16 protein-coding genes and 1 pseudogene are annotated in these 18,013 nt (G+C 66.9%); 10 read left to right on the top strand and 7 right to left on the bottom strand.

Annotated elements, in window-relative coordinates; all coding sequences use genetic code 11:
• The first annotated feature begins 48 nt into the window (after positions 1-48).
• Positions 49-699: a carbonic anhydrase gene (locus tag QE363_RS11790; protein ID WP_307098768.1), complete on the top strand. Its 651-nt coding sequence runs from the start codon at positions 49-51 to the stop codon at positions 697-699.
• 95 nt (positions 700-794) lie between these two features.
• On the opposite strand, the gene aspS is transcribed toward QE363_RS11790, so the two are convergent.
• On the bottom strand, positions 795-2,609 hold the full coding sequence (aspS, locus tag QE363_RS11785; protein WP_309695435.1) for an aspartate--tRNA ligase: 1,815 nt from the start codon (positions 2,607-2,609) through the stop codon (positions 795-797).
• Between the two features lie 149 nt (positions 2,610-2,758).
• On the opposite strand from aspS, the gene rnd reads away from it, so the two are divergent.
• Positions 2,759-3,937, top strand: a complete 1,179-nt coding sequence (gene rnd / locus QE363_RS11780) for a ribonuclease D (protein WP_309695433.1) — start codon at positions 2,759-2,761, stop codon at positions 3,935-3,937.
• The gene (locus QE363_RS11775) at positions 3,934-4,236 is read left to right on the top strand and encodes an I78 family peptidase inhibitor (RefSeq protein WP_309695431.1); all 303 of its coding nucleotides are present in this window, start codon (positions 3,934-3,936) and stop codon (positions 4,234-4,236) included. Before rnd ends, QE363_RS11775 begins: the two co-directional genes overlap by 4 nt.
• Here QE363_RS11775 and QE363_RS11770 read toward each other — a convergent pair.
• From QE363_RS11770 to QE363_RS11755, 4 genes and pseudogenes are all read right to left on the bottom strand, one after another.
• Positions 4,214-5,695: a Ppx/GppA family phosphatase gene (locus QE363_RS11770; RefSeq protein WP_309695430.1), complete on the bottom strand. Its 1,482-nt coding sequence runs from the start codon at positions 5,693-5,695 to the stop codon at positions 4,214-4,216. The two genes, QE363_RS11775 and QE363_RS11770, sit on opposite strands and share 23 nt — an antisense overlap.
• 17 nt (positions 5,696-5,712) lie before the next feature.
• Positions 5,713-7,880: pseudogene (locus QE363_RS11765) on the bottom strand (RNA degradosome polyphosphate kinase).
• 24 nt (positions 7,881-7,904) lie between these two features.
• Positions 7,905-8,513 (bottom strand): chromosomal replication initiator DnaA, encoded by a 609-nt coding sequence (locus QE363_RS11760; RefSeq protein ID WP_307098758.1) that lies wholly within the window; start codon positions 8,511-8,513, stop codon positions 7,905-7,907.
• On the bottom strand, positions 8,510-9,769 hold the full coding sequence (locus QE363_RS11755; RefSeq protein ID WP_309695427.1) for a heavy-metal-associated domain-containing protein: 1,260 nt from the start codon (positions 9,767-9,769) through the stop codon (positions 8,510-8,512). The genes QE363_RS11760 and QE363_RS11755 overlap by 4 nt, the downstream gene beginning before the upstream one ends.
• 59 nt (positions 9,770-9,828) lie before the next feature.
• Between QE363_RS11755 and purM the strand changes: the two genes are divergently transcribed.
• From purM to QE363_RS11735, 4 genes are read left to right on the top strand one after another with little or no spacing between them, the layout of a single operon-like run.
• Complete coding sequence (gene purM / locus QE363_RS11750) at positions 9,829-10,962, top strand: phosphoribosylformylglycinamidine cyclo-ligase (protein WP_309695425.1); 1,134 nt, start codon at positions 9,829-9,831, stop codon at positions 10,960-10,962.
• Positions 10,952-11,530: a phosphoribosylglycinamide formyltransferase gene (gene purN, locus QE363_RS11745; protein ID WP_309695423.1), complete on the top strand. Its 579-nt coding sequence runs from the start codon at positions 10,952-10,954 to the stop codon at positions 11,528-11,530. Before purM ends, purN begins: the two co-directional genes overlap by 11 nt.
• Positions 11,527-11,814, top strand: a complete 288-nt coding sequence (locus QE363_RS11740; RefSeq protein ID WP_309695421.1) for an MmcQ/YjbR family DNA-binding protein — start codon at positions 11,527-11,529, stop codon at positions 11,812-11,814. The genes purN and QE363_RS11740 overlap by 4 nt, the downstream gene beginning before the upstream one ends.
• A complete protein-coding gene (locus QE363_RS11735; RefSeq protein ID WP_309695419.1) occupies positions 11,811-12,410 on the top strand; it encodes a hypothetical protein in 600 nt (199 codons plus the stop codon). The genes QE363_RS11740 and QE363_RS11735 overlap by 4 nt, the downstream gene beginning before the upstream one ends.
• Positions 12,411-12,500: 90 nt before the next feature.
• On the opposite strand, the gene QE363_RS11730 is transcribed toward QE363_RS11735, so the two are convergent.
• Positions 12,501-13,211 carry a GNAT family N-acetyltransferase gene (locus QE363_RS11730; RefSeq protein ID WP_309695417.1) on the bottom strand — a complete coding sequence of 237 codons (711 nt, stop codon included), beginning with the start codon at positions 13,209-13,211 and terminating at the stop codon, positions 12,501-12,503.
• A gap of 238 nt (positions 13,212-13,449) precedes the next feature.
• Between QE363_RS11730 and QE363_RS11725 the strand changes: the two genes are divergently transcribed.
• Positions 13,450-15,243 carry an ABC transporter ATP-binding protein gene (locus QE363_RS11725; RefSeq protein ID WP_309695415.1) on the top strand — a complete coding sequence of 598 codons (1,794 nt, stop codon included), beginning with the start codon at positions 13,450-13,452 and terminating at the stop codon, positions 15,241-15,243.
• Positions 15,244-15,246: 3 nt separating this feature from the next.
• On the opposite strand, the gene QE363_RS11720 is transcribed toward QE363_RS11725, so the two are convergent.
• Positions 15,247-15,558: a cupin domain-containing protein gene (locus QE363_RS11720; protein ID WP_309695413.1), complete on the bottom strand. Its 312-nt coding sequence runs from the start codon at positions 15,556-15,558 to the stop codon at positions 15,247-15,249.
• Between the two features lie 92 nt (positions 15,559-15,650).
• On the opposite strand from QE363_RS11720, the gene QE363_RS11715 reads away from it, so the two are divergent.
• Both QE363_RS11715 and QE363_RS11710 read left to right on the top strand, forming a co-directional pair.
• On the top strand, positions 15,651-16,106 hold the full coding sequence (locus tag QE363_RS11715) for an Lrp/AsnC family transcriptional regulator (protein ID WP_309695411.1): 456 nt from the start codon (positions 15,651-15,653) through the stop codon (positions 16,104-16,106).
• Positions 16,107-16,183: 77 nt separating this feature from the next.
• On the top strand, positions 16,184-18,010 hold the full coding sequence (locus QE363_RS11710) for a DUF885 family protein (protein WP_309695408.1): 1,827 nt from the start codon (positions 16,184-16,186) through the stop codon (positions 18,008-18,010).
• Positions 18,011-18,013: the final 3 nt, after the last annotated feature.

The raw sequence follows: 18,013 nt of genomic DNA, 5'->3' as shown, positions 1-18,013 counted from the left end.
GGGTTCGCCTGCTATAGCGTGGCTTCCTTAACTGGATAAGAGAGAGCAATGACCGACTTTAACGACCTCGTGGATGGCTATCAGCGCTTTCGGACCTCCGATTGGCGTCGCCAGCGCGACCGCTGGGCCGAACTGAAGGAAGGCCAGAGCCCCAAGGTGATGGTGATCGCCTGCTCGGACAGCCGCGTCGATCCGGCCCAGATCTTCGACACGCTGCCCGGTGAGATCTTCGTCGTGCGCAACGTCGCCAACCTGGTTCCCCCGTTCGAGACCGGCGGCGGGCATCACGGCGTGTCGGCGGCGCTGGAATTCGCGGTGACGCAGCTGGAGGTGACCGACGTCGTCGTCATGGGTCACGGCGCCTGCGGCGGCTGCAAGGCCGCGCTGACCCAGGGCTTCGCCCATGCCCCGCAGGGCGAAGGTGGCTTCATCTCCGACTGGGTGAACCTGCTCGACGGCGCGCGCGAGAAGGTTATTGCCAAGCATGGTGACGGCCCCGACGCGATGCGTGAGATGGAGCTCGAGTCGGTTCGCACCTCGATCGCCAATCTGCGCACCTTCCCCTTCGTCACCAAGCGTGAGGAAGCGGGCAAGCTGACCCTGCGCGGCGCCTATTTCGCGATCGCCGACGGCGTGCTGCACCTGATGGACGAGAGCGGCGAGTTCAAGCCCGCCTCCCCGTCGCTGGTCGCGGCCTGAGAGAGTCGGTCCGGGCCCTCGGCCCGGACACGACACGAAAAAAGGGCGGACGCCGCATCCGGCGCCCGCCCTTTTTCTGTGCCCGTCAGGCGGGATCAGCCCGCCGAAGCGGCGACGACCTGATCCACATCCTTCTTCGGCTCGGCGGTCGAGCGCAGCGACAGCTCGCGCATCTGCTTGTTGCTGGGCAGGCTGGGCGCGCCCATCAGCAGGTCCTCGGCACGCTGGTTCATCGGGAACAGCGAGATTTCGCGCAGATTCTGCGCACCGCAGATCAGCATCACGATCCGGTCGACGCCAGCGGCCATGCCGCCATGCGGCGGCGCGCCATACTGGAACGCGCGGTAGAGGCCGCCGAAACGCTCCTCGACATCCGCCTTGGACAGGCCGACCTTCTCGAACGCGGCGACCATCAATTCCGGCGACTGGTTGCGGATCGAACCCGATGCGATCTCGAAGCCGTTGCAGACCAGGTCGTACTGATAGGCCTTCAGCGACAGCGGATCGGCGGTGGTCAGCGCCTCCATGCCACCCTGCGGCATCGAGAAGGGGTTGTGCGCGAACTCGACCTTCTTCTCGTCCTCATCCCACTCATAGAAGGGGAAGTCGACGATCCAGCAGAGGCGGAAGGCCCCCTCTTCGATCAGGCCGAGCTGCTCGGCGACGCGCGTGCGGGCGAGGCCTGCGAGCTTGGCGGCGGCATCGACCTTGCCCGCCGCGAAGAACAAGCCGTCATCGGGGCCCAAGCCCAGCGCGGCATAGATCGCCTCCATGCCCTCGGTGCCGTGGTTCTTGGCGATCGGACCGCCGAACTCGCCGCCCTTGCGGGTGACATAGCCCAGACCCGCATGACCCTCTGCGCGCGCCCACTCGTTCATCTCGTCGAAGAACTTGCGGCTCTTCTCGGCGGTCTTGGGCGCCGGGATCGCGCGGACGACGCCGCCCGAACCGACGATCTTCTCGAACAGCCCGAAGCCCGAGCTCGTGAAATGCTCCGAGACGTCGGTGATGATCAGCGGGTTGCGCAGGTCGGGCTTGTCATTGCCGTACTTCAGCATCGACTCCGAATAGGGAATGCGCGGGAACTCGCCCGTCGGGGTGACGGTGCGGCCATCGGCGAACTTCTCGAAGATGCCGCCGATCACCGGCTCCATCGTCTCCCACACCTCTTCCTGGGTGACGAAGCTCATTTCCAGATCGAGCTGGTAGAATTCGCCCGGCAGGCGGTCGGCGCGCGGGTCCTCGTCGCGGAAGCAGGGCGCGATCTGGAAATAGCGGTCGAACCCGGCGACCATCAGCAGCTGCTTATACTGCTGCGGCGCCTGCGGCAGCGCATAGAACTTGCCCGGATGGATGCGGCTCGGCACTAGGAAGTCGCGCGCGCCCTCGGGCGAGGAGGCGGTCAGGATCGGGGTCGAATATTCGGTGAAGCCCGCCGTCTCCATGCGACGCCGCATGTCGGAGATGACCTGGGTCCGACGCACGATATTGGCGTGCAGCGTCTCGCGACGGAGATCCAGGAAGCGATAACGCAGGCGGATATCCTCTGGATATTCCTGCTCGCCCGCCACCGGCATCGGCAGTTCCTCGGCGGCCGACAGTACGGTGGCGCCGCGCGCGAACACCTCGATCTCGCCGGTCGCCAGATTGGCGTTGACCGTGCCCGCCGAGCGCGCCTTCACCACGCCGTCGATGGTCACGACCGACTCGACGCGCACCGCCTCCAGGACGGCGAGCGCGGGGGTGTCGCTGTCCGCGACGATCTGGGTGATGCCGTAATGGTCGCGCAGATCGACGAAGAGGACGCCGCCATGGTCGCGCTTGCGATGGACCCAGCCGGACAGGCGGACCGTCTGGCCCACGGCGTCGGCCGTCAGCGCGGCACAGGTATGAGTACGATAGGCGTGCATGGCGAGCATTCTCTGAACGTCTGGGGAAAGTGACGCCGCTTCCCCGCCCACCCCTGTTTTGTCAATCCCCCAGTGCCCTCTCCACCTGCCGAAGGGGCACCTGCGCGTTCCTCTTTGTCAACCCGCGCACGTGCGGCTATGTGCATGCGATGCACGTTCATCCGTTGATTACCGACAGCGCCACGCTCGCCAATCTCTGCGCCCGCCTCTCGCAAGCCGACTTCATCACGGTCGACACCGAGTTCATGCGCGAAAGCACCTATTGGCCGGAGCTGTGCCTGATCCAGATCGCCGACACCGAAGAGGCCGCCGCGATCGACCCCAAGGCGCCGGGTCTGGACATGACGCCGCTGCTCGACCTGCTGGTCAACAATGACGAGGTTCTGAAGGTCTTCCACGCCGGTGGGCAGGATATCGAGATCATCTACAACCTGACCGGAAAGACCCCCCACCCCCTGTTCGACACCCAGATCGCGGCCATGGCGCTGGGCCAGGGCGAGCAGATCGGCTATTCCAACCTGGTCGACAGCTGGCTCGGCATCCCGATCGACAAGGGTGCCCGCTTCACCGACTGGTCGCGCCGCCCGCTCGACCAGCGGCAGGTCGATTATGCGATCGGCGACGTGACCCACCTCTCCGCCATCTTCCCCAGGATGCTGGAACGGCTGCGCAAGACCGGGCGCGGCGCATGGCTGGACCAGGAAATGGAGCGGCTGGCCGATCCCTCGCATTACGCCAACGATCCCGACAGCGCCTGGAAGCGCGTCCGCGTATCGGGTCGCAAGCCCGACATGCTCGGCCGTCTGAAGGCGCTGGCCCGCTGGCGCGAACTGGAGGCGCAGGCCAAGGATCTGCCGCGCGGCCGCATCGTCAAGGACGAGACGCTGGCCGACCTAGCCGGGCATCCGCCGCGCAAGCAGGCCGATCTCGCCAAGGTGCGCGGGTTGTCCGCCACCTGGGCGGGTAACGACATCGGTCATCGCCTGATGGAGGCGCTGGAGGCGGCGACGCCGCTCGACGCCGACGAACTGCCCGCGCGTGACGATCGCAAGCCGGGGCTGGGGCGCGAGGGCGCGCTGGTCGCCGATCTGCTCAAGTTGTTGCTCAAGATCCGTGCGCGCGACATTGACGTGGCGCCGCGCCTGCTTGCACGGTCGGACGATCTGGAGATGCTGGCGGCGGGGGTTCGCAGCGGCCTGTCTGTGCTCGATGGCTGGCGGTTCGAGCAGTTCGGGCGCGATGCGCTCGATCTGGTCGAGGGGCGCACCGGCTTCGTCGTCAAGGGCGGCAAGCTGAAGATGGTCCGCACCGAGGATCCGGTGGCATGAACCGGGCCGTGGTCCTCGTCGTGCTGATGGCGATCGGTGCCTGTGCCCCGACCGGAACGCCGCCGTCGCGCGGCGAGCAGATGGCGGAACTACCGATGCAGTGCGGCGAGGCCCGCATCGCCGACCTGATCGGCAAGCGCTGGGGCGAGGCGATGCGCGCCGACGTGCTGAAGCGCACCGGCGCGCGGACCCTGCGGGTGATCGCGCCGGGCGATGCGGTCACGATGGACTATCGCACCGACCGGCTGAACCTGGAAACCGATGCCGAGGGACGGATCACGCGGATTCGCTGCGGCTGATCCGCGTCGCCCTCCGCCCCAGCGCGGCGGCGAGCGCGGCGTGGCGGCGCTCGACCGCCTCGCCGTAAAAGCCCCGGTCCTCGTCCAGCATCGCGAGACCCAGGCTGGTCGCTTCCAGAACCAGCCCGGTCCGCTCCAACGGCCCCTCCAGGCCGCCGCTCAGCCGCTGACCCAGCCGGATCGCCAGTCCCCAGCTCGTCGCCAGCTTCAGCTGTGCCGGGGTCGCCAGTTCGGCGAGCGGCGCTGGCACGTCCAGCCCTCCGCCCAGACTCGTGTGCAGCGCCTGCGCCAACATGGCGCGCCCCGTCGCGTCGATCCCGACCCAATTGCCGTGGAGCGCGATCTCCACCCCGCGTTCGGCCCGAAATTCCGGATTGGCGCGCCAGCCCACATCCGCGAGCAGGCAGGCGGCATGACGAAGCCGCGCCTCGCCGGCGGATTCCCCTGTGAACAGCGGGGCGATCCAGCTTTCGAGCAGGTCGCCATGTTCGGGAAAGCGCCCGAGCAACCGCCCCTCCTCGCGCGCCGCTACGATCAACGGATCCTGGGCGCGGGTCCGGGCGTCCAGATTGCCGTAGAGCAGCCCTTCGCGCAGGCCATAGGCGGACACCACGGTCGTACTGCTGCCCAGATGCTTGAGCAGGACGCTCAGCAGCGCGGTCGCATCGCCAAGCGTCGCCGCGCGGCTGGACGACAGGCCCTTCACGTCGCGCAACCGCGCCTTGGACAGATGCGGGATGGTCCGCGACAGCCTCGCTATGTCGGTCGGCGTCAGTTCATAGTGATGAATGATCGGCAGGGGATATTCGGCCAGCGTCATGTCGAGCCGCGCCAGCGCCCGCCATGATCCGCCAACGAGATAGAAGGGCAGGCCCCGACCGCGGCCTTCCCATCCCGCCTCCTCGATCAGCCGCCCGATCTGCCGCTCGAACGCCTTGCCGCCGCGCTCTCGCAGCGCCGGGATACGCAGCACGCCAAGCGGAAAGGACACCCGGTCCTCGACCCCGCCGTCCCGCACCCGCACGAGTTCCAGGCTGCCTCCGCCCAGGTCGCCGACGATCCCGTCGGCATCGGGAATGGCGGACAAGACCCCCTCGCCCGCCCCCTTGGCCTCCTGCTCGCCCGACAGCAGCTCGACCTCAAGCCCTAGCGACTCGGCGCAGTCGATCAGTTCCTGCCCATTGGCGGCGTCGCGCACCGCCGCCGTCGCCAAGGTGCGCAGGCTGCTCACCCCCATCTCCCGCGCGAGGCTGGCGAAGCGGGCCAGCGCCACCCGCGCCTTGCCCAGCGCCACGGGGTCGATCGCCCCCGTGGCGGCGAGGCCCCGGCCGAGGCCCGCCATCACCTTCTCGTTGAACAGGATCGCGGGCAGGCGCGCCGGACCCTGATAGACGACGAGACGGACCGAGTTCGAGCCAATGTCGATGATCGCCGTACGCGGCGCGCGGATTGCTGCCATCGTTCCGCCGCCCCCGATCAGCGCTGCCGCCGGAGCGACAGGGTGGGCACCGCCTTGCTGGTGTCGAGCGCGGCGCCGCGCCCCGAAAGCGAAGGATTGGTCATGAAATACCGATGCAGGTTGAAGGGGCGATCGCCCGGTTCGTCACGGACATAGCGGCCATCAGGCTCCAGTTCCCAGCTCTGTTCATTGTCGAGCAGGTTGGCGACCATGACCTGATCGAGGATCTGGTCGTGGACGGTCGGGTTGAGGATGGGCAGCATATATTCGACCCGCCGGTCGAAGTTGCGCGGCATCCAGTCGGCCGAGGAAATGAAGAGCTTGGCCGCGTCATGGGGCAGCGCCTTGCCGTCGCCGAACGCCCAGATGCGGCTATGCTCCAGAAAGCGACCGACGACCGACTTCACCCGGATATGATCCGACAAGCCAGGGACGCCGGGGCGCAGGCAGCAGATGCCGCGCACGATCAGATCGATCTCGACGCCCGCACCGCTCGCCTCGTACAGCTTTTCGATGATCAGCGGATCGACCAGCGAGTTCATCTTGGCCCAGATGCTGCCTTTTCGGCCCGCGCGGGCATGGGCGATCTCGGCATCGACGAGCGCCATCAGATTGTGCCGCAGGTCGCGCGGCGACAGGCTGACCCGGTTCATCGCCACGGGTTCGACATAGCCGGTGATATAGTTGAACATCTGCGCCGCATCGCGCCCGATGGCCGGGTCGGCGGTGAAGAAGCTGAGATCGGTATAGATGCGTGCCGTCACGGGGTGATAATTGCCCGTGCCGAAATGACAGTAGGTGCGGAAGTCGCCGCCCTCGCGCCGGACGACCATCGACACCTTGGCATGCGTCTTCCAGTCGATGAAGCCATAGACGACCTGAACGCCCGCCCGCTCCAGCGCGGAGGCCCAGTAGAGATTCTGCTCCTCGTCGAAGCGCGCCTTCAGCTCGACGATCGCGGTCACCGACTTGCCCGCCTCGGCCGCCGCGATCAGGGCGTTGATGACCGCCGACTGCTTGCCCGCGCGGTAGAGGGTCTGCTTGATCGCCACCACATCCGGGTCGACCGCCGCCTGCTTCAGAAAGGCGATCACCGCCTCGAACGTCTCGTACGGATGGTGGACGACGATGTCCTTGGCCTTGATCGCGGCGAAGCAGTCGCCCGCGAACTCGCGGATCCGTTCGGGAAAGCGCGGCGTATAGGGCGGGAATTTCAGGTCCGGCCGATCCGCATCGACCAGCATGTCCAGATCGCCGATGCCGAGCAGATTTCCGCTCTCGGTGATGATCGCATCCGTCCCGCCCAGTTCGTCGCGCAGCACGTCGGCCAGTTCGTCGGGCATCCCCGTCTCCAGCTCCAGCCGGATGACGCGCCCGCGCCGCCGCCGCTTGATCGCATTGGCGAAATAGCGGACCAGATCCTCGGCCTCCTCTTCGATCTCGATATCGCTGTCGCGCAGGACGCGGAAGGTCGCCGCGCCGTTGACGACATAGCCGGGGAAGAGCAGCCCGGAAAACCGGCGCAGGATCGTCTCGATCGACACATAGCGCGTCCCCTCGCCCGGAAGACGAACGAAGCGCGGCATCGTCGGGGGCATCATCACCAGCTCGCGGATCGGCGCCTTGTCCGACACGCGGGTCAGGTCGAAGATCATCGACAGCCCCTTGTTCGGGATGAACGGAAAGGGGTGCGCGGGATCGAGCGCCTGGGGGGTCAGGATCGGGAAGATCTGGTCGCGGACATGCCCCTCCAGCCAGGCGCTGGCCTCGGCATCGATCGCATCGCGGCGCAACACGAAAATGCCCGCCGCGTCGAGCAGGTTGCGCAGGTCGCCCCAGACCTCCTGCTGACTGGCCATCAGCCGGTCCGCCTCGGCGACGATCTCGTTCAGCTGCTGTCCCGGCGTCAGCCCGTCGACCGAGCGCTGTTCGACGTCCTGCGCCTGCTGCCCCTTCAGGCCCGCAACCCGGACCATGAAGAATTCATCGAGGTTCGAGCCCGAGATGGACAGGAAGCGAAGCCTCTCGAGAAGCGGATGCGCGGTGTTGCACGCCTCCTCCAGCACGCGCCGGTTGAAGGCCAGCCAGGACACAGCTCGCGATTGAAATAGCGCCCGTTCGGCTCCCGCGTGACATGATCGTCGTCCGGTTCGGACATTTGCGCGATATGGGCAGGCCGGGTCATCGTTTCTCGCTTGGTTCGCGGGGCTCAGGGCTCGGCGATCAGACCGGCCCCGATCAGGGTGGAACGTGCAAGGGCAATCGATAAGCGCGCGCGCCGTTCCATCGCCCCCTGATCCAGCATATCCACCGCGCGGATGACAGAAAGGTGACTACGCTCGATCCGCGCGGTCAGCCATTCGATCAGATCGGGCCGGGCATCGAGGCCGCGCCGCTGGAACAGCAGCTCGAACAGGGCGGCGACCAGCTCGTCGTCGGGCGCTCCGATTTCGGCCAGGCTGCTATTGGCGAGCCGCGACCGCAGATCGGGCAGCTTCACCGCCCAGCGCGGCGGCGCGGCGTCGGCGACGATGACCAGCGGTCGCCGTTCGGCCTGCGCCGTGTTCCAGGCATGGAAGATCTGGACCTCGGGCACACGCTCGGCATCGTCGATGATCGTACCGCCGCTGCGCGCGGCGAAGATACGCGCCAGCAGCGACCGCCCCGACTTGCGCGGGCCGGTCAGGATCGCGGCCATGGTCGGCCATTTCTCCCATTGCTCCAGCATGCGCGCGGCAAGCCGGTTGGAATCGGTCAGCAGGAACGCGTCCGACAAGGGGTCCGCTGGCCATTCCAGCGGAAGCGCCATTTGGTTCATCCGGTGATCACATTATCCGATGGAGGCGCAGGCGCCTGGACTTGGGGGGCGCGACGAATGCGAAGCGTCGTGCCGGACCCTGAAACCTGATAGCCGCGCTGTTCCAGCGCACGGCGAAGCTGCTCGGGGTCGCCGTCATAGGTCACGCCCATCAACGACACGCCCCCCAGCGCCAGGCTGGTGGTGGCGGCCCGCACAACCCCAGGAATGCCGCGTACGAGGCTTTCGGCATTGGCGACCGCGCTGGCACTGGGCGCATCATATTGCAGCGTGACCGATATCCCCGCGCCCGACGGGGCGATGGCGCTATCGATGCCGGCGACGGGTTCGTCGCCACCCATGCTGTCGTCGGTGATCGGCACCTCCGGCTTGGGCGGCGGCGCGAGGGTCGAATCGGGATGAAGCGTCCCGCCCGCCAGCGCGCGCTGGTACAGGCCGTCGAGCCGTGCCACGCCGGTATCGAGCAGTTGCGGCAGCGCATCGGTGCTGCCGACGCGCAACGTGACCGTGCCGAGCAGGACATTGTCGGGGCCGTGCCGTGCCTCGAAGACGCCGATCACCGGGCCGCCGGGCCATTGGCGATAGAGGCGGACGACCGGGATCAGGATGTCCGACGCGCCATATTGGTCGAGGATCGCCCGCCACCAGCCACGCGACCGGCGACCGATCTGCCCCGCATTAAGCAGCAGCGGGTCCATGCCGGTGCCCGAGGGACGGATATAGTCGATACTGCTGTTACCCGTCCGGAAGCGCGCCCAGGCCAGCTGCCACGGCGTCCGGCTCTCGAACATCTGCGCGCTGCCGCCCGAAATCTGGAGGGGCATGACCAGCATCGGCGGCGAGCGATCGGCATAGGCCGACACGCCCAGCACCGAGGCGGCCCGCACCCGGTCGAACAGGACCCCCAGCCGCGCGACATAGCGGGTCGGCCCGATCTGCTCATTCTCCACCACGATGCCCGAAACGAGCGAATCGAGCAGGCCGTCGGACGCGCCAACGCCGCCACGCCCCAACCGCTGCGCCAGCATCGCCCAGGCCTTTCGCTGCGCGATTCGCCAACCGCCGAGCCGCGCGGCCTCTGCCGTGCTGCCCGACACGTCGACCGTCACGCCGGTGACTTCATAGGCACCGCCGCTGTCGACGGGCGCGACGCCGCGATCCTGTCCTTCGATCTGGGCCAGGACCGCACCGCCCCCCGCGCCCACCGCGACAAGGGCGGTCAGGCCGTACATCAATGAGGGCAATCGCAAACGCATCGCGGCCTTTTGGCGAAGCAGGCGTGGAAATCCAAGCGCGATATAGCTAACGGGCAAACATGACCGACAACAGCACGCCGTCCACCACCCCGTCGCCCGCCGAAACCGGCGCTCCCTACACCTATGCCGATGCGGGCGTTTCGATCGCCGCGGGCAACGCGCTGGTCCGCGCGATCGGCCCGCTTGCCAAGGCGACGCGGCGACCGGGCGCCGACGCCGATCTGGGCGGGTTCGGTGGTTTCTTCGACCTGAAGGCGGCGGGCTTCACCGATCCGCTGCTGGTCGCCGCCAATGACGGCGTGGGCACCAAGCTGAAGCTGGCGATCGAGCATGATCGCCATGACGGGGTCGGCATCGACTTGGTCGCGATGTGCGCCAACGACCTGGTCGTACAGGGCGCCGAGCCCTTGTTCTTCCTCGATTATTACGCCACTGCCAAGCTGGAGGGCGATGTTCCCGAGCGGGTCATCGCCTCGATCGCCGAAGGCTGCCGCATCGCGGGCTGCGCGCTGATCGGTGGCGAGACCGCCGAGATGCCGGGCATGTATGCGCCGGGCGACTATGACCTGGCGGGCTTCTGCGTCGGCGCGGTCGAGCGGGACCAGGTGCTGACGGGAAGCGGCATTTCCGACGGCGACGTGATCCTCGGCCTCGCCTCGTCGGGGGTCCACTCCAACGGCTTCTCGCTGGTCCGCCGCCTAGCCGCAGACAAGGGATGGAAGCTCGATCGCCCCGCGCTGTTCGATCAGGAGCGGCTGCTGATCGAGGCGCTGATGGCGCCGACTCGGATCTACGTCCGCTCGCTGCTCCCCTCGCTCAAGGCCGGGACGATCAAGGGGCTCGCGCACATCACCGGCGGCGGCCTGCTCGAAAACATTCCGCGCGTCCTGCCCAAGGGCGTCCATGCCGTGGTCGATGCGGATCGCTGGGAACAGCCGCGCCTGATGGCGTTCCTGCAGGCGCAGGGCGGGATCGAACCCGAGGAAATGGCGCGCACCTTCAACTGCGGCATCGGCATGGCAGTGGTCGTCGCGGCCGACCAAGCCGAAGCGCTGGCCGCCACCCTGACCGAAGCGGGCGAAACCGTGCTGACCATCGGCTGGATCGAGTCGGGCGAGCGCGGCTGCACCGTCACCGGCTCGGCGGGCACCTGGAGCGCCAAGGCGGACTGGACGGCGACCCATGCGGCCTGACGGCCCGGTCAAGGTCGGCATCCTGATTTCCGGCCGCGGCTCCAACATGCAGTCGCTGGTCGCCGCTTCGCAGGGCGGCGACCCGGCTTATCATGTCGCCCTCGTCGCCTCGGACAAGCCCGAGGCGGCCGGGCTGGCCTGGGCGGCGGAGCGGGGCATCGCGACCTTCGCGCTGTCGCCCAAAGGGATCGGCAAGCCCGCCTATGAAGCGGCGATCGACCAAGCGCTGCGCGACGCGGGCGTGGAGGTGATCGCGCTGGCGGGCTATATGCGGCTGCTGTCGGGCGATTTCGTCCGCCGCTGGGAAGGCCGTATCCTCAACATCCATCCCTCGCTCCTGCCGCTCTACAAGGGGCTCGACACCCATGCGCGCGCGATCGCAGCGGGCGATGCCAAGGCGGGGTGCTCGGTCCATATCGTGACCGAGGAGCTGGATGATGGCGAGGTGCTGGGTCAGGCGGAGGTGTCGATCCTGCCGGGTGACGATGCCGGGGCACTTGCCGCGCGCGTTCTGGTCGAGGAACATCGTCTCTATCCCCGCATCCTCTCGGAGTTCGTGCGTCGATGACCGATAATCTGGCCCGCATTCGTGACATCGCCCTGCTGCTGCCCGGTGTGACCGAGGACCTGCACGACGGCGAAACCCGGTTCCTGGTCGAAGGCGAGCCCTTTGCGCGGGTCGCTGATGGGGCGTCGGGGCTGCACCTTTGCGTCGCCGACGAAGGCGCCGCGCCGCACTGGACGACCATCGCGCTGTCGGCCGACGGCGACTGGACGCTGATCGAGGACCGGATCGCGCGCAGCTGGGAACTGGTCGCGCCGACCGAATTGCTCGAGGCGGGCGGGCGATGAGCCAATCGGCGGGCGACGAGGCCGCCGATCGCGCCAAGTCGCGGCGGCGATTGCTGAGCCTGGCCGAGTTCGTGGCCGTGGCAGGCCTGCTCGTCGCCGCGCTGACGCTCTATCTGAACTGGTCGCAGCGCCGCAGCGATGCCGAGGACAAGGCGGCCGCCGCCAGCGCGCAACGCAACGACCGCGCCCGGCTGGACCTGAACGCGACGGTCGAAGGGGATGGCCGCCGCCTCGCGCTGCGCGACCCGAATCATGACCTGCAGGACGTGACGATCGATTTCCCGGCAAAGTCGGGCATCGCCCGGCAGGCGCCCGTGGGCGCCCCCCTGATCGATGCGGGGCCGATCGCCGACCCGATCCTGGCCCTGACCGATGGCCAGGCGGATACGAAGGAAGGCCGGCTTCCGGTGCTGATCACGACCCGCTATTGGGACGGCGATACCGCGCGGACGGCGAGCGGGCTGTACGACGTGATCTGGAGCACGCATGGTCGCCTGCTGCGAGGCCGGACGCTGCGCCTGGAAGGGCTGCGGCTGCGGGACCGTCACGGCACGATGGCCAAGCTGAACGCCGCCTGGGCGACGAAGCACGGCTAAGACGCTTATGGGTTTGGGAGGAGCGCTGGCTTATCCGTCGTGGGACCGGACACGTCCGTTATGCGATGCATGACTGGTCTATGGCATGGACTATTCGGGCCAGCCAGTTCCCACCGTCCACCGGCCGAATAACGCAAAGCCGCATGCCTTTGCCAAGGCGATGGATGCTTGGTTATCCAGCTGACATCGATATTGCGGTTTATATCCCTGTTGTCGCGCATAGGCACTGATCGCAAGAACGGCGGCACGCGCATATCCCCTGCCCCGCGCATCGGGCAGCGTCAGGACGCCGAGATCGGCGAGCGGGCTGTCCTTCCACAGAATCGCGCTGGCTGCGCTGACCAGCCGATCGCCATCGAAACAGCCGAAGACGGCCCAGTGATCGAGTTCGACAAAGGCGTCTTCGCGGTCCTCCTGCGAAGCAGAGGAGTGAAATGCGCAGAAGGCGATATGGTCGGCTTCGGTCAGCTGTCGCGCCGATCGCTTGTGACTCACGTCCGGCATCGCATCGGCCGGATAGTAGAATAGGAAGTCCGGGTCGTAGAAATTTACCCCGGCCCGTACCACCCCTTCCCGCAAGCCGACCGCGCCCGCCAGATGCGCTCCATTACCAAGGAAATCAGCCAGTTCTGGCGTGACCGCTGCTTGGGTTCGATCGTCCTGCCTCTCCAGCAGCATCACGGGACGCTTTCGATCCAGCGACGAAACGATCGATAGCGTGAAGTCACCAGTAGCCCCGATAGCGGTACCGCGAAAAGACTTGTGCCAATAGTCGAGAATAGGCTTCGGAAAATCGGACATGCGTGTCGAATAGCATCCTCCACCCTCGGCCGGTAGTATTGGCGCGCGCGATCGGTTATGAAACCGGTATCCAGCGACTCAACCCAGAGGAGGGCGATCATGATCAATCCGACTGTGCCCGCTTCAGGAATGACTTTCGGCGGCGGCTTCCGACGCCACTGACGTCCTCGGTCACACCAAGACCGACACCCATCATCGCTGATACGAGGACCGCGCGCCGCCGTGCGGTGATTTATCCATGACCGACGAAGACGACGACCGTTTCCCGCGCGCCTCGGTGCTGCGCAAGGTACTGGCTTTCACTTTCATGCTTTGGCGGCGGGCTCCCTGGCTGGCCGCCGCCTGCGCTGCCGCGATGCTGTCTGCCACGCTTACCGAAATATTCGTGCCGCTATACGCCGGTCATATGATCGACGCGGTGGGGCACGGCGATGCCGGTCTGGCCTGGCGCGCCTTCGCCGTCATCGCGATGCTGGGCGGTGCGATGGTGGTGCTGCGTCACCTCGGCTGGTGGACGATCACGCCGCTGACGCTGAACATGATGCGCGACGTGACGCAGGAGGCCTTCGCACGCGTCCAGCGGCTATCCACGGACTGGCATGCCAACGCCTTTTCCGGCTCCACCGTGCGGCGGATCACCCGTGGCATGTGGGCGCTCGATACGCTGAACGACGTGCTGCTGCTCTCGCTTTTGCCCTCCCTGACGGTGCTAGTGGGGACCGTGGCGTTGCTTGCCCTGCACTGGCCGCTTCTCGGGCTGGTCATGGGGATCGGCGCGACGGCGTATATCGTGCTGACGGTCGGGCTAGCGACCCAGGTGCTCGCCCCGATTGCCCGGCTGTCCAATCAATGGGATACGAAGATGGGCGGCGTGCTGGCCGATGCGATCGGGACCAACGCCGTCGTCAAGGCTTTTGGCGGCGAGGCGCGCGAGGAGGCGCTTCTGGCTGCGGTCGTCGCCAAGTGGCGGCGGCGCACATTGCGCACATGGATGGCCTTCACCTGGGCGGGTTCGGGACAGCTTGCGCTGCTCTGGCTGATCCGCATCGCCGCGATCGGCGCGGCCCTGTGGCTATGGTCGCGTGGCCATGCGAGCGCGGGTGACATGGCCTATGTCATCACCAGCTACTTGGTCCTGAACGGTTATCTTCGCGACATCGGTCAATATGTCCACCAGCTTCAGCGATCGGTCAACGAGATGGAGGAACTGGTCCAGCTTCACGGCGAGCCGCTGGTTGTGGCCGATCGGGCCGATGCCCGCCCGATCATGATCGAGGCTGGCGCGATCGCGATCGAGGATGTGACCTTCCGCTATGCCGGGCAGGACCGACCGCTCTATGAGCATCTGAACGTCACCATTCCGGCGGGGCAGCGCGTCGGGCTGGTCGGGCCTTCGGGTTCGGGCAAGACCAGCTTCGTCAAGCTGATCCAGCGTCTCTATGACGTGGAAGCCGGCCTTGTCACGATCGACGGACAAGACGTGGCCGGAGCGACCCAGACATCGCTGCGCCGCCAGGTGGCGATCGTGCCGCAGGAGCCGTTGCTGTTCCACCGTACGCTGGCCGAGAATATCGGCTATGGCCGTCCCGGCGCGACCCAAGCGGAAATCGAGCAGGCGGCACGCCTCGCCAACGCACATGACTTTATCGCTGCGTTGCCCAGGGGGTATCGGACGCTTGTCGGTGAAAGGGGCGTGAAGCTGTCGGGTGGGGAGCGGCAACGTGTGGCCATCGCACGCGCCTTCCTGACCGATGCGCGCGTACTGATCCTCGACGAGGCGACATCGAGTCTCGATTCCGAAAGCGAGGCGGCGATACAGGAGGCGATGGAGCGGCTGATGGTCGGACGCACCGCGATCGTCATCGCCCATCGGCTTTCGACCGTGCGATCGCTCGATCGCATCCTGGTATTCTCCGGTGGGCGGATTGTGGAGGACGGGCGACATGAAGCACTTCTGCGCACCAAAGATGGCCATTATCGCCGCTTGTTCGAGCGGCAGGCGGGGACCACCAACCCGGAGATCGTCGCTTAGCGGTCAGATGCTCCCTGCCCGCTCGACGACCAGCACGCGCGCAGGTCCGATCGGCACGGCGCGATGGGTGTCGCCGGGTTCGGCGTGGAAGATCGTCCCCGGCGTCAGGCGATGGACGCGCTCCTCGCCTCGCTCGCGCACCTGCATGTCGACCATGCCGTCCAGCACCACAAAGACCTCGGCACCGTCGTTGACGTGCCAGATATAGGGCTGGTCGGTCCAGTGGAGCCGAACCGATACCGCGTCGATCTCCGCGATATCCAGTGCCGCCCAGGGGCGATGGCCCGTGAACGTGGCTGCTTCGATGATCTTCATCACGACCTCCCTTGTCGCGGCTCCCATGCTATGGGACGAGGTGATTGGCGAGATTGCGGATCGCCGTCAGTGACGACGTTTCGAAAGCGCCCATGAACCGGACCGGCATGACCCTGGACGAGACCGACCGGAAACTGGTGGCATTGTTGCGTCATGACGCGCGCCGGACGACCACCTCGCTGGCCCGCGCGTTGAACCTGTCGCGTACCGCCGTGCAGGCCCGTATCGCGCGGCTGGAACGTGACGGTATCATCCAGGGCTATAGCGCGATGATCGCGCCCGATGTCGTTGCGGGCGTCCAGGCGCTGGTGACGCTTTGCCTGGCGGTTCGCCCGTGTCGGCGGATCACCGACCCGCTCCTGTCCTGGCCCGAGGTGGAGCGTATCTATGCCATCGCAGGCGACCGGGACGCGGTGTTGGTCGTCTCGGTCGCGTCGCCACAGGCGCTGTCGGAACTGGCGGACCGGCTGCGAGCGGTGGAGGGCATCGTCTCTGTGGAGACGACCGTCATCCTGTCGGCACGGGCGGGGTGCCCGGAAAAGGCCTGATCGGCGACGGCCGGGTTGCGCAATGGCGGCCCCGTCGCATAGCGTCATGTCAATAGCTTCATAAAAGGGGAAATTTCATGGATCGTCGCACCTTCATGCTGTCCGGTGCCGCGGCCGTCGGGCTTGGTGCATTACCCGCCCGTCCGGCGTCGGCGCAGGCTTCGGGCGGTCCGGCGGCGGCGGCCTTGCCGGGGGACACGCGGCTGAATGCGGTCTTCGATCAGGTGCTGGGCGAAACCGTGCGCCAGTCGCCGGAATTCGCCACGTCGCTGGGCTTCGATACCGGCACGAACGCCGATCTGCGGCACAAGCTGAGCGACAACAGCTACCAGGCGATCGCCAAGGACCTAGCCCGCAATCGCAAGGCCCATGCGCTCGTCGCCGCCGTCGACCCCGCTTCGCTATCGCCGCAGGCCCGCATCGATCGCGAAGTGGTGCTGTACAATATCAAGTCCAACATGGTCGGCCCGGAGCAATTCGGCCTCTCCTCGCCGCAGGGGCCCTATCCGATCTCGCAGCAGGACGGCGTGTATTTCTCGCTGCCCGATTTTCTGGCCTCGACACATCCCGTCAAAACCGCCGACGATGCCGAAGCCTATCTCGATCGCCTCGCATTGATGGGGCGTCAGCTGGATAACGAAACCGAGGTCCAGCGGCGCGAGGCGGCAAAGGGGCGGCTCGCCCCCAACTTCTCGCTCGATCTCGCGCTTGGCCAGATGGCGAAGCTCCGGTCGCCCGCCCCGGCCGACAGCCAGCTTGTCCAGGCCCTGACCCGCCGCACCGGCGCGGCGAACATCGCTGGTGACTGGCAGGGGCGCGCCGCTCGGATCGTCGCCGAGCAGGTCTATCCCGCGCTTGATCGCCAGATCGCGCTGTTGCGTTCGCTTCGCCCTTCGGCACGCAGTGCCGCCGGCGTCTGGGCGCTGCCGGACGGCGAGGCGCTCTATGCCGCGGCCCTGGCGCAGGCGACCACCACGACCCTGTCGCCGGACGCGGTACATCGCATGGGGCTGCAACAGGTGGCCGACCTGACCGCACAGCTCGAACCCATCCTGCGGAGCCAGGGTCTGACCAAGGGCAGCGTGGGCGCGCGCCTCGACCAACTCAACCGTCTGCCGACCCAGTTGTTTGCGGATACCGACGCGGGACGCGCCGAGTTGCTCGCCAGCCTCAACGCCAGCGTCCAGGCGATGCAGGCGCGCCTGCCGCAGGCGTTCACCAACCCGCCCAATGCCCCGCTCGAGATCCGCCGCGTCGCGCCCGAGATCCAGGACGGTGCGCCCAACGGCTATTATTTCCGCGCGCCGCTCGATGGTTCGCGCGCCGCGATCTACTGGATTAACCTCAAGAGCGTGCATGACTGGCCGAAATATACATTGCCGAGCCTGACCTATCATGAAGGCGTGCCGGGCCATCACCTCCAGATTTCGACCGCCCAGCGCGCGCCGACCCATCCGCTGCGCAAGATCGCCTTCTTCAATGCCTATCTGGAAGGCTGGGCGCTCTATGCGGAGCAACTGGCCGACGAACTCGGCGGCTATGCCTCGCCGGTCGAGCGCGCGGGCTATCTCCAATCCTTCCTGTTCCGCGCCGCTCGGCTGGTGGTGGATACCGGCATCCATACCAAGCGCTGGACGCACGATCAGGCGACCAAATACCTGGTCGACACGGTCGGCTTCGCACCCGGTCGCTCTCAGCGTGAGATCGAACGCTATTGCGTCTCGCCGGGTCAGGCATGCAGCTACAAGATCGGCCACGCCGCCTGGCTGCGTGCGCGGGAAAAGGCCAAGGCGATCGCGGGCGACCGCTTCGACCTCAAGCATTTCCATGACGTGCTGGAGTCCGGCGCGATGCCGCTGTCGATGCTCGAGCGGATCGTCGAGGAACGGGCCCGCGCCGTCTGACGG

This window comes from Sphingomonas sp. SORGH_AS_0870, from assembly GCF_031453175.1.
Classification (GTDB): Bacteria; Pseudomonadota; Alphaproteobacteria; order Sphingomonadales; family Sphingomonadaceae; genus Sphingomonas.
The sequence above is the reverse complement of the archived record's forward strand: the minus strand, read 5'-3'. Positions and strand labels throughout refer to the sequence as shown.